The sequence below is a fragment of the Buchnera aphidicola str. Sg (Schizaphis graminum) genome (genome assembly GCF_000007365.1).
In the GTDB taxonomy this organism is placed as follows: Bacteria; Pseudomonadota; Gammaproteobacteria; order Enterobacterales; family Enterobacteriaceae; genus Buchnera; species Buchnera aphidicola.
Genome location: NC_004061.1, coordinates 192,781 through 205,246 on the forward strand (window position 1 = coordinate 192,781; position 12,466 = coordinate 205,246).

General features: G+C 25.9%; 10 protein-coding genes, 1 other RNA gene and 1 pseudogene. 5 read left to right on the forward strand and 7 right to left on the reverse strand.

The window, feature by feature from the left end; translation table 11 throughout:
* Window position 1: 1 nt before the first annotated feature.
* The 3 genes from nrdB to gyrA form a co-directional block, all read right to left on the reverse strand.
* Window positions 2-1,132 carry a class Ia ribonucleoside-diphosphate reductase subunit beta gene (gene nrdB, locus BUSG_RS00915; protein WP_011053705.1) on the reverse strand — a complete coding sequence of 377 codons (1,131 nt, stop codon included), beginning with the start codon at window positions 1,130-1,132 and terminating at the stop codon, window positions 2-4.
* Between the two features lie 50 nt (window positions 1,133-1,182).
* Window positions 1,183-3,474, reverse strand: a complete 2,292-nt coding sequence (gene nrdA, locus BUSG_RS00920) for a class 1a ribonucleoside-diphosphate reductase subunit alpha (protein WP_011053706.1) — start codon at window positions 3,472-3,474, stop codon at window positions 1,183-1,185.
* 100 nt (window positions 3,475-3,574) lie between these two features.
* The gene (gene gyrA / locus BUSG_RS00925) at window positions 3,575-6,052 is read right to left on the reverse strand and encodes a DNA topoisomerase (ATP-hydrolyzing) subunit A (RefSeq protein WP_011053707.1); all 2,478 of its coding nucleotides are present in this window, start codon (window positions 6,050-6,052) and stop codon (window positions 3,575-3,577) included.
* A gap of 278 nt (window positions 6,053-6,330) precedes the next feature.
* On the opposite strand from gyrA, the gene BUSG_RS00930 reads away from it, so the two are divergent.
* Window positions 6,331-7,035 carry a DUF2076 domain-containing protein gene (locus tag BUSG_RS00930; protein WP_011053708.1) on the forward strand — a complete coding sequence of 235 codons (705 nt, stop codon included), beginning with the start codon at window positions 6,331-6,333 and terminating at the stop codon, window positions 7,033-7,035.
* A gap of 102 nt (window positions 7,036-7,137) precedes the next feature.
* Here the strand turns inward: BUSG_RS00930 and BUSG_RS00935 are convergent, their stop codons facing one another.
* Window positions 7,138-7,734: a peroxiredoxin C gene (locus BUSG_RS00935; protein WP_011053709.1), complete on the reverse strand. Its 597-nt coding sequence runs from the start codon at window positions 7,732-7,734 to the stop codon at window positions 7,138-7,140.
* Window positions 7,735-7,850: 116 nt separating this feature from the next.
* On the opposite strand from BUSG_RS00935, the pseudogene ung reads away from it, so the two are divergent.
* Window positions 7,851-8,517, forward strand: a pseudogene (gene ung / locus BUSG_RS00940) (uracil-DNA glycosylase).
* A 78-nt stretch (window positions 8,518-8,595) separates the two neighbouring features.
* Here ung and BUSG_RS00945 read toward each other — a convergent pair.
* Window positions 8,596-9,162: a nucleotide exchange factor GrpE gene (locus BUSG_RS00945; RefSeq protein ID WP_011053710.1), complete on the reverse strand. Its 567-nt coding sequence runs from the start codon at window positions 9,160-9,162 to the stop codon at window positions 8,596-8,598.
* A gap of 105 nt (window positions 9,163-9,267) precedes the next feature.
* Between BUSG_RS00945 and nadK the strand changes: the two genes are divergently transcribed.
* Together nadK and bamE are read left to right on the forward strand one after the other, a co-directional pair.
* Window positions 9,268-10,146, forward strand: a complete 879-nt coding sequence (gene nadK / locus BUSG_RS00950; RefSeq protein WP_011053711.1) for an NAD(+) kinase — start codon at window positions 9,268-9,270, stop codon at window positions 10,144-10,146.
* Between the two features lie 89 nt (window positions 10,147-10,235).
* Entirely contained in the window at window positions 10,236-10,550 is a 315-nt protein-coding gene (gene bamE / locus BUSG_RS00955; RefSeq protein WP_011053712.1) for an outer membrane protein assembly factor BamE domain-containing protein, read from the forward strand.
* A gap of 32 nt (window positions 10,551-10,582) precedes the next feature.
* On the opposite strand, the gene ssrA is transcribed toward bamE, so the two are convergent.
* Window positions 10,583-10,956: a transfer-messenger RNA gene (gene ssrA / locus BUSG_RS03155) on the reverse strand.
* A gap of 122 nt (window positions 10,957-11,078) precedes the next feature.
* Here ssrA and grxD point away from each other — a divergent pair.
* Entirely contained in the window at window positions 11,079-11,402 is a 324-nt protein-coding gene (gene grxD / locus BUSG_RS00960) for a Grx4 family monothiol glutaredoxin (protein WP_011053713.1), read from the forward strand.
* 108 nt (window positions 11,403-11,510) lie between these two features.
* Here grxD and rnt read toward each other — a convergent pair whose 3' ends face one another.
* On the reverse strand, window positions 11,511-12,170 hold the full coding sequence (gene rnt, locus BUSG_RS00965) for a ribonuclease T (protein WP_011053714.1): 660 nt from the start codon (window positions 12,168-12,170) through the stop codon (window positions 11,511-11,513).
* Window positions 12,171-12,466 lie beyond the last annotated feature (296 nt).

Consider the following 12,466-nt stretch of genomic DNA (forward strand, 5'->3'; position numbering starts at 1 on the left):
TTTATAATTTAAAATTTTTAAATTCTTGATTAGATATTTCTGATTCGATTTGACCTACTAAATATGAGCTAATTTCTGTTTCTTGAGGAGCAGCTTGTATATAATCAGAGTTCAACCAAGAGTTAATCCAAGGAATTGGATTTGATGTTTTTTCAAAAGGCATTTTAAAACCTATTGCATGCATACGAATGTTGGTAATATATTCTATATATTGACATAAAATATCTTTATTCAATCCTAACATTGAACCATCTTGAAATAAATATTTAGCCCATTTTTTTTCTTGTTCTGAAGCAGATATAAATATTTTAATTGCTTCTTCTCTGCATTCTAAAACGGTATTTTTCATGTTTTCATTATTTTTTTCATTATTTAAAATATTTAAAATATGCTGAGTTCCAGTTAAGTGTAATGCCTCATCGCGTGCTATTAATCTAATAATTTTGGCATTTCCTTCCATGATTTCTCTTTCAGCGAATGCAAAAGAACACGCAAAACTAACGTAAAATCTGATAGCTTCTAATACATTTACACTAATTAAACAAAGATACAATCTTCTTTTTAATAATTTTAAATTAATTTCAACTTTTTTTTCATTAATTTTATGATTTCCTTCACCGAGTAAATGCCAATACGCTGTTATTCTGATTAATTCATCATAATAAATGGAAATGTCTTGTGCGCGATCATTAATGTTTTTATTAGAAATAATATCATCAAATACGATAGATGGATTATTAATAATATTTCTAATAATGTGTGTATATGAACGCGAATGAATTGTTTCTGAAAAAGACCATGTTTCAATCCACGTTTCTAATTCAGGAATAGAAACTATAGGTAAAAAAGCGATATTAGGACTTCTTCCTTGAATAGAATCGAGTAAAGTTTGATATTTTAAATTACTTATAAAAATGTGTTTTTCGTTAGAAGGTAAATTATCAAAATCTATTCTATCTTTAGATAAATCTATTTCTTCTGGTCTCCAAAAAAAAGAAAGTTGCTTTTCAATTAATTTTTCAAAAATGTTATATTTTTGTTGGTCATATCGAGCTATATTTACAGATTGTCCAAAAAACATCGGTTCTTTAAGTTGATTGTTTTTCTTTTTTGAAAAAGTTGTATAAGACACTTATGTTATATCCGAAAAATTTTTAATTTTTAATTAAATTTATATCATTATTATATCGTACAAGAGCCACTTGTACAATTATCTTCTTTTATGTTTTCAATAGATTTATTCAAATTTTGATTATCTTCAGCACCATCACGAGTATTTTGATAATAAAGTGTTTTGATTCCCAGTTTATAAGCTACAAGTAAATCATATATAAGCTGTTTCATAGGTATTTTTTCATTTAAAAATCGTTTTGGATCATAATTAGTATTTGCTGAAATAGATTGATCAACAAACTTCTGCATAATTGCAACAAGTTCTAAATATCCTATATTATTTGGTATCTCCCAAAGTAACTCATATTCAGATTTTAATTTTTTATATTCTGGAACAACTTGTCTCAGCATTCCATCTTTTGAAGATTTTATACTGATAAAACCTCTTGGAGGTTCAATACCATTAGTAGCATTAGATATTTGAGACGAAGTTTCTGAAGGCATTAAAGCGGATAAGGTAGAATTTCTTAATCCATATTTTTTAATTTTTTTACGTAATAAATTCCAATTTAAATGCAATGGTTCATTACATATTGAGTCTATATCTTTTTTATATGTATCAATGGGAAATTTACCTAAATAGTAATTAGTTTGATTGAATAATGAACAGGATCCTTTTTCTTTAGCTAACTCGCAAGAAGCTTTTAGTAAATAATACTGTATTGCTTCAAAAGTTTTATGTGTTAAATTTTTTGCGCTACCGTCTGAATAACGTACTTTATTTTTAGCTAAATAATATGCGAAATTAATTACACCAATTCCTAAAGAACGTCTTGAAATAGCTGATTTTTTCGCGCATACTACTGGATAGTTTTGATATTCTAATATTTCATCTAATGCTCGTACAGATAATGTAGATAATTCTTTAAGATCGTGTAAGTCATTAATTAAACCTAGATTAAGAGCAGATAAAGTACAAAGTGCAATTTCTCCATTTTTATCATCAATGTTATTTAATGGTTTTGTAGGCAATGTAATTTCTAGACATAAGTTAGATTGTCTTATTGTTGCTAATTTAGAATTAAATGCACTATGTGAATTACAATGATCTACATGTTGTATGTAAATTCGTCCAGTTGATGCTCTTTCTCGCATAATTAAACAAAATAAATCAATTGCATTAATACTTTTTTTTCTTATATTTCTATTTTTTTCATATTTAATGTAAATTTCTTTAAATTTTTTTTGATCAGAGAAAAAAAATTCATATAATTTAGGAACGTCGGAAGGACTAAACAGTGTAATTTTTTGCCCTAGTAGCATTCTTTGATACATTAATTTATTAATTTGTACAGCATAATCAAGATGACGTACTCTATTTTCTTCAATGCCTCGATTATTTTTCAAAACTAATAAACTTTCAATTTCTAGATGCCATATTGGGTAAAAAACAGTTGCTGCTCCTCCTCTAACTCCACCTTGAGAACAAGATTTTACGGCGCTTTGGAAGTGCTTATAAAAAGGAATGCATCCAGTATGAAATGCTTCTCCATTTCTAATAGGACTCCCCAAAGCCCGAATTTGACCAGCATTAATACCTATTCCTGCTCTCTGAGAAACGTATTTTACAATTGCACTAGTTGTGGCATTAATAGAATTTAAATTATCTGCACACTCAATTAGTACACAAGAACTAAATTGACGAGTTGGCGTTCTTACTCCTGACATTATTGGTGTAGGTAAAGATATTTTAAAAGTAGAAATTGCGTTATAAAAACGTTGAATATAATTCATACGAACTTTTTTTTCGTATTTAGAAAATAAGCATGCGGATATTAAGATATATAAGAATTGTGCACTTTCATATATTTGTCCAGTAACGCGATTTTGTAGAAGATATTTTGCTTCTAACTGTTTTACTGCTGCATAAGAAAAGTTCATATCGCGCCGATGATCGACAAATGAATTCATTTCAACATATTCTTCAAAAGAATAATTTTGTAGTAATTTTTCGTCATATTTTCCCAACTGAACCATTTTTTTTACATGATAATAAAGATTTGGCGGTTCAAACTGACCATAAGCTTTTTTTCTAAGATGAAAAATTGCAAGTCTTGCGGCCATATATTGATAATCAGGTGTATTTTCAGAAATTAAATCTGCTGCAGCTTTAATGATTGTTTCATGTATATTCACAGTGCTAATATTATTATAAAACTGAATACGTGAACGTAATTCAACTTGGGAAACAGATATATTTTCTAATCCTTTCGCTGCCCAATTTAAAACTTTGTGTATTTTATCTAAATTTATTTTTTCTTTTTTTCCATTGCGTTTTGTCACAAATAAACTATTTTTCATATTTAAATTAACCTATTTAAAAAAATATATATAAAAATATTGTTTTTGAAATGTAGTATAAAAACTCTTTTAGTTAAAATGGTTTTTTATTAAAATATTTTTATATAGGTTCTACAATTCTTTGTAAAGCAACAACTTTTTCATTTTTTGATGTTCTTATTAAGATGACACCTTGTGTATTTCTTTTTAAAACACCTATTTCTGACGCTCTAATTCTAACTAGTGTCCCTGCGTTAGTAATCATCATAATTTGATCTTTTTCTACCACTTGTATAGCTCCAATTATTTTTCCGTTCTTTTTAGTAATTTTTATTGAAATTACACCTTGTGTCGCACGTGATTTAATTGGAAAATCAGTTATTTTTGTGCGTTTTCCATAGCCGTTATTTGTTGCTATTAAAATACTTTCTTTTTTATACGGAACAATAAGGGATACTACTTTGTCATTTTTAGAAATTTTAATTCCTCTTACTCCAGAAGCTGTTCTTCCCATTGTTCTAACACTATTTTCTAAAAATTGAACCACTTTTCCATTTTGTGTAAATAACATGATATTGTTCTTACCATTTGTTAATGAAACTCCAATAAGTTCATCATTAGCTCGTAAATTAATTGCTATAATGCCTGCAATTCTAGGTTTTTTAAATTCTTTTAAAGAACTTTTTTTAACTATTCCTTGTGCAGTAGCCATAAAAATATTTAGATTATCTTTAAATTCATGAATAGGAAGTATTGCTGTAATTCTTTCCTTGTTACTTAATGGTAACAAATTGACTATGGGTCTACCTTTTGCATGTCTACTAGATTCTGGTAGTTGATAAACTTTCATCCAATATAGGATACCTCGACTGGAAAAACATAGTATAGTATCATGTGTATTCGTCACGACTAAACTTTCTATAAAATCTTCTTCTTTAATTTTAGCTGCTGATTTTCCCTTTCCTCCTCTTTTTTGAGCATTATAATCAGAAAGAGGTTGATATTTAACGTATCCAGAATGAGATAATGTTACTACTACATCTTCTTGATTAATTAAATCTTCAATGCTAATATCAGGATTATTTTCTGTAATTTCTGTTCGTCTCTGATCTCCGAAATTATTTTTTATTGATACTAATTCATCTCTAATAACTTCTCGCATACGATCGCGACTTTTTAAAATTTTTTTTAATTCTTTGATTTTTTTAGTTAAACAATCGTATTCTAAAACAAGTTTATTTTTTTCTAAACTTGTTAATTTATGTAAGCGTAAATCTAAAATAGCTTGCACTTGTTCTTCAGTAAAATGATAATCATGATCTTTTTGATTTATTTTTTCTGAATTTTTATAAATCCACGTTTTTTTTATTATTAACTCTTTTGCTTCTAATGAACTTTTAGCTTTTTTTATTAGATCAATAATACAGTTAATGTTTATTAAAGCTATACTTAATCCTTCAAGAATATGAGATCTTTTACAAGTTTTATCTAATTCAAAAATACTGCGGCGTGTAACTATTTCTTCTCTATGTGATAAAAAATGTTTTAATATCTCTTTTAAAGATAATGTTTTTGGTTGTCCTTGGCATAATGCAACCATATTTATACCAAAAGAAATTTGTAGTTGAGTAAGAGAATATAGTTGATTTAAAATTATTTCTGACATAGCTTCTTTTTTTATTTCAACTACAATTCTCATTCCATCTTTGTCTGATTCGTCACGTAAAGCAGTTATTCCATCAATTCTTTTTTCCTTTACTAGTTCTGCTATTTTTTCAATTAAACGTGATTTGTTAACTTGATAAGGAATTTCATAAAAAATAATTGATTCTTTTTTGTTTTTTTTATTTTTTTCAATTTTGTTTCGAGCACGAATATAAATCTTTCCCTTTCCTGTTCGATATGCTTCTTCAATTCCCTTTTTACCATTGATAATTCCTGCAGTTGGAAAATCTGGTCCTGGAATATGTTGAATTAATTCTCGTAGTGTAATGTTATCATCTTTTATATAAGCTAAACATCCGTCAATTACCTCATTCAAGTTGTGAGGAGGAATATTCGTTGCCATACCCACCGCTATTCCTGATGATCCATTAATTAAAAGATTTGGTATTTTAGATGGCAGGATTTCTGGAATATGTTCTGTTCCATCATAATTCGGAATGAATTCTACAGTATTTTTTTCTAGATCAGCTAACAACTCTTGAGAAATTTTAGACATACGTACTTCTGTATATCGCATTGCTGCTGCTGCATCCCCGTCAATTGAACCAAAATTGCCTTGACCATCTATTAACATATAACGTAATGAAAAATTTTGCGCCATTCGCACGATTGAATCATATACAGCAGAATCTCCATGTGGATGATATTTACCTATTACATCTCCTACCACTCTAGCAGATTTTTTATATGCTTTATTCCAATAATTACTTAATACATGCATTGCAAAAAGTATTCTTCTATGGACTGGTTTTAAACCATCTCGAACATCTGGCAAGGCTCGTCCTACTATTACAGACATAGCATAGTCTAGGTAAGAACTTTTCAATTCTTTTTCAATATCGACTTGTACAATTTCTCGAGCAAGGTGTTTCATATTAACTATTTTCTCTTTTTTGCGTTGATTAATAGAATTATATTGAGTATAAAATTATAACATAGTTAAAGTGTCAGATGCATTGAAAGAACTGATTCTAAATAATGAAATTATTATTTATAATTAGATTTTTTTTAAATAGTTAAAAAATATTTTTTATATTGTTTATTTTAAATGAAAGTATTAAAATAATGAGTTATTAGAGTATTTTATATAGATCAATACTGAATTATATAAATAATAACTTTTCTAAGTTTAATGGAAAATGAGATACTTTTATGAAAGATGAAGAAAAAAATTTAATAGAAAATTTATTTCATCGTTTGAAAAAAATTGAACTAAACTGTTCTGAGCGCGATGATACAGCAGATGTTTTAATCCAAAATTTAGTAAAAAAACAGCCTTATTCTTCTTACTACATGGTGCAAACAATCTTAATTCAAGAAACAGCTATAAAAAAAATGAATTTAAAAATCGAAGAATTAAAAAATCAAATATCAATTTTAAATTCAGATCAAGTGAATAAAAAACCAAGTTTTTTATCAAACTTTTTAAAAAAAGATCCAGGATCAAAAACTATATCCTATGATAATACTATATGGAAAAAAAACCAGAATAACTTAGAATCTTGTAATACAAATATTCCTTCTTCTTCAGCAGCAACTACCAGAAATAGCGGATTTCTTAAAAACGCATTACAAACAGCGACAGGTGTAGCAGGAGGTATGATTTTAGGAAATATGTTAATGAATTTGTTTAATCATACTACACCGGAAGAAGAAATTTTTGATAATATTAATCAGTCGTCAGCATCTGATATAGATAATGAATATGATTCTATTCAGAATAATCATTCTGATTTAGTAAATTATGATAATCAAAACGAACCACTTGAAAATTATTCTGATGATAATAATTTTTCTAATTTTGATGAAACGGAACATGTTGATGATAGCGAGATGAATGATGATAATTTTATTTGATAATGTTTAGTATTTAAATCAAAGTTGTTAATAATTTATTTTTAAATTAAAAATAAAGCCAGCATATTTTTTTTTGCTGACTTTAAAATTATCTGTTAATTTTTATGAAAAATATTTTTTTAAATATGAAGAAACTCCCTCTTGAGAAGCTTTCATCCCCTCTTGTCCATGCTTCCAATTTACAGGACATACTTCTCCGTATTTATTATGAAAATTTAAAGCGTCTATCATCCGTATCATTTCATCAATGTTACGTCCGAAAGGAAGATCATTAACAACTTGATGACGTATAATCCAATTTTCATCAATTAAGAATGAGGCTCTTAATGCTATATTTAATTCCGGATGTTCTATATGATAAGATTTTTGAATTTCATGTTTTATATCAGAAACCATAGGAAATTTTATTTTTCCAATTCCTCCATTTTCAGGAAAGGTATTTTGCCATGCTTGATGAACAAAAACACTATCAATAGAAACACCAACAATTTTTACATTTCTTTTTTCAAAAGCTTCAAAGGTTTTATTAAATTCGATGATTTCAGAAGGACAAACAAAAGTAAAATCCATAGGCCAAAAAAACAATACGGTTATTTGACCATTAGAATATTTTTTTAAATCAAAATTATTCATGATTTTACCATTTTTTAAAATTGCTGGTGCTATAAAATTTGGCGCTTTTTGTGTTACTAAAGTCATTTTTTTTCCTTTTAATTAAAAAAATAGAATAAGATATGTGTTCCTTAATAAAAAAAAGAATTTATTTTGATAAATAATTATGTGTAAAATTAATTTTTATTTAAAGTGGAGGTAATGTGAGAAATAGTTTAACTTGGAAAGATCTTTTATCTCAAGAAAAAAAAAAAATATTTTTTTAAAATTATTAAATTTCTTAAAGAAGAGCGTCTAAAAAAAATAATATATCCTGCTTCAAAAGATGTTTTCAATGCTTTTTTGTTAACTCCTTTTAGTAAGATAAAAGTTGTTATAATTGGACAAGATCCTTATTTTTCCAAAGATCAAGCTCACGGATTAGCTTTTTCAGTCCCTAGAAATCATATTATACCACCTTCTTTAAAAAATATATATAAAGAATTAAATAATGATTTTAATAAAAATCATATATTTTATCATGGTTGTCTTGAAAACTGGGCTACTCAAGGTGTTTTTTTATTGAATACTATTTTAACTGTTGAATCAGGAAAACCAAAATCTCACTATAATATAGGATGGCATATTTTTACGGATAATGTTATTTCTCTTATTAATTCTTATAAAGAATTCATTGTTTTTTTAATTTGGGGTAATGATGCAAAAACAAAATGCAATCTAATTGATACAAATAAACATTATATTTTAAAAACATCTCATCCTTCTCCTTTATCAGCACATCGTGGTTTTTTAGGATGCAAACATTTTTCGAAAACTAACAAAATTTTACTTAAACACAAAAGAAATAAAATTGATTGGTTTAAGATTTAAAAATAGAAAAAATTTTAAATTTTTTCTATTTTTAAAAAATTTTAAAAATGTTTTTTATTAATATCAAAATATATTTTTTTAAGTTTTAGAAATTACAACAGCTGCCTTACGAAGTATTGTTTTTTTAAAAATAAAACCTTTTTTCTTTACAGAAATAATATAATTTGGTTCTATTGTATTTGATGACTCAGTTAAGATGACATCATGAATTTTTGGATTGAATATTTCATTTTTTTTGCCTTCTATTTTTACTCCAAATTTTATTAATATACTTAGCAAAGATTTTAATGTTAATTCTATCCCCTGTATTGATGGTTCATCATTTAAATTTAACTTTGTAGAAATTGTTAATATGTCTTCAAGATTATTTATAATAGGAATAATTTGTTTAAAAAAGTTTTCTATTTCTGCATTTTTTATTTTTTTTATTTTTTTTTCAGTATTTTTTTTAATATTTTCTATATTTGCTAGATGTCTTAGTTTAAGATTATTTATTTCTTTTTTATTTTTGAATATTTTTTCCCTTATTTCATTCATTTTTTTATTTTGAAATATTGATTCATCATTTTTTTTTTCTTTATTTTTTTCTAAATCATTTTCTTTATCAGTATTTTGATAGTTTGTTTTTTTCTCTTGATTATCCATAATATTACCATTTTAAATGTTATTAATTAAATGTAGAGTTTTTAATATGTTTTTCAAGGTAATTTTTTTATTAAAAATATTTTTTTTATTGGGAAATTTAATGCAATGAAACAATATTTTAATTGTATTGGTATTGTTGGACGTCCGCGTCATTCAACTGCATTAATAACACATGAAATACTTTATAAGTGGTTAATTAAAAAAGGTTATCAAGTTTTTATTGAATATAATATTTCTAAAAAGCTAAATTTAAAAAACCCTAAAACTGCGACATTAATAGAAATTGGTCGATTATGTGATTTAGCAATTGTAATAGGCGGAGATGGAAATTTATTATTTACAGCTCGTATTTTATCATATTTTAATATTAAAATCATTGGTATTAATTGTGGAAATTTAGGTTTTCTTACAGATTTGAATCCAGATAATAAATTTAAAAAACTTTCAGAAGTTTTGTCTGGTAAATATTTCGTAGAAAATCGATTCTTATTAGATGTAATGATTTATAAAAAAGAACAAGTTTCTAAATCTAGTATTGCAATTAATGAAGTTGTTTTGCATCCTAAAAACGTAGCGCATATGATAGAATTTGAAGTTTATATTAATGACAATTTTGCTTTTTCTCAACGTTCAGATGGCTTGATTATTTCAACTCCAACAGGTTCAACAGGTTATTCACTTTCAGCTGGAGGACCTATTATAGAAACTTCCTTAGAATCTATTTTGTTAGTACCTATGTTCCCCCACACTTTATCTGCGCGTCCTTTATTAATTCGCAGTGATAGTGTAATTCGTTTGAGATTTTCTGATATAGAAACTGATTTAAAAATTAGTTGTGATAGTCAAATAGTTTTACCTGTTAAGAAAAAAGAATATGTATTTATTCGTCGCAGTAACTATTATTTGAATCTCATACATCCTAAAAGTTATAATTATTTTGAAACTCTAACATCTAAATTAAATTGGTCTAAAAAATTTTTTTAGATTATTAAAGATTTTTATAAAATTTTTTTATAGTTAAAGATTGTTATTAACAATATTTCATATAAAATATTATAGGTAGTGATTTTTTTATGAGTAATCAGATTGTTTTAGGAATGTTAATGATTTTTTTATTCTCGAGTTGTTCAGTATTAGAGAATAAACACTATGTTTTAAATAATAATTTAAATGAGTCTTATTTTAATTTAAATAAATTTAAAAAAAATTATAAAGGAATGACAAAAGAACAAATAATTTATATTTTTGGAAATCCAATTATTTCAGATTCCTTTAATGATGTTTTTCACTATATTATTTGTGCAGAAGAAAACGGATTTGGATGTCATCAAAAGATACTAAACATATTTTTTAAAAAAAATAAAGTGTCAAAATTAGATATTCGATAATTTATAAGTAATAATTATTTTTTTTAATTTTTTTGGAGCTGGCGGGATTTGAACCCGCGTCCAAAATTTCTATAAATAAAGATACTACATGCTTAGTTTTTCTTTATTTTTTCATTGCTTAATTTGGAAAAACTCATTTTAAGCTTATAGCTTGAAAAATTAATTTTGTGTCACTATCAAGCATAGTGCTCACATTTTTCTCTTTAAATGTCGGCCTTTCTTAAAAATTTCTCGTTCTCAAGAGAGAAGTCAGAGATGAAAGGGCTTTATACAGTTTTTTAAGCTGCTAAAGCGTAGTTTTGTTTATTATTTGCAGCTATTTTTTTACGGTTTTTTATCGAGGCAAACCGTTCCTCGGCATGCACTTTACTTTTTTGATAACTTTGTCGAATCCAAAAACAGCCCCATAATTTAAAGTTAAAATTCATTATTTAGTATTGCAAAAAAAAATGAAATTGTCTATAAAATTTTTTTAAAAGTGTTTTTTAATAAAGCATTTTATTTCTTTAACTTTATTTTGGAAAAAATATGAATGTAATTGAAAAGATAGAACGTCAAATTAAAGATAATATTATTTTAATTTATATGAAGGGTACACCTCAATCTCCTAGTTGTGGTTTTTCAGCTCAAGCAGTACAAGCTTTATCTATTTGTGGAGAAAAATTTGCATATGTTGATATTTTAGAAAATTTAGATATTAGAAAAGAATTACCAAGATACGCTAATTGGCCAACTTTTCCTCAGTTATGGATAAAGGGAGAGTTAATTGGTGGATGCAGTATTATACTCGAAATGTTAGAAAACGGAGAACTAAAAAAAATAATATCTAATGCAGTATTAAATTCTAAATAATAAATTTAAACAAAATAAGATATGACATTATGTAAAAATCAGAATTGTTATTATTAATGTCATATCTTTTTTTATAAAAAGTTTAAAAATATTTTTTTTATTATTAACTTAATATGAATTTTGTTTACTTTTTTTAACATTTATAGGCCATCCGCCTAAACCTTTCCAACGATTTACTATTTTACAAAAAAGATTAGCTGTTTGTAAACTATCGTATAGTGCTGAATGCGCTTGATTATTGTCAAATGACAAACCAATTGCCTTGCATGCTTTTGCTAACACAGTTTGACCTACGGCTAGCCCACTCAATGCGGCTGTATCAAATGTAACAAAGGGATGAAAGGGATTGTTTTTAATTTTAACTCTTTGAATAGCTGCCATTAAAAAATTATGATCAAAATGAGCATTATGTGCTACGACTATCCCCCGAGTGCATCCCTGTATTTTTATTCCATAATTTACTTTTTCTAATATTGATTCAATAGCTAATGTTTCACTAATAGCTCCACGTAAAGGATTAAATGGATCAATTTTATTAAAAGCAATAGCATCAGAATTGATAATAGATCCCTTAAATGGTTTTATATGAAAGTGAAGTATATCTTCTTTATGCAGCCATCCTAATTTATCCATTTTTAAAGTTATTAATGCGATTTCTAATACTGCATCAGTTTTTGGATTAAACCCTGCTGTTTCAATGTCGATAACAACAGGATAAAAAGTGCGAAATCGATTACTTAACAAATTGAATTCTTGAGTTATAGACATCAAAATCTCATCATTTAAAACACTTCGTGTGTAATATAGTTAACTTTTGATTTATTTTTATTAATCTTTTAAGTTATATTTTTTTGGTTTTATTGATAGATAAAATATTAAAAATGAATCAAAAAATGAGTAGTGAAAAATATTTTTGATAAAAAATTTTAAATAAATATTTTAATGAAACAATATTTTTTAATTTAGATATTGATTGAATATTCGTTATGAACCTTGTTTACAACCTAATAATTGTACTATAATTTAATAAAATATTTAAGATTAAATTACTAATTTCATCTTAA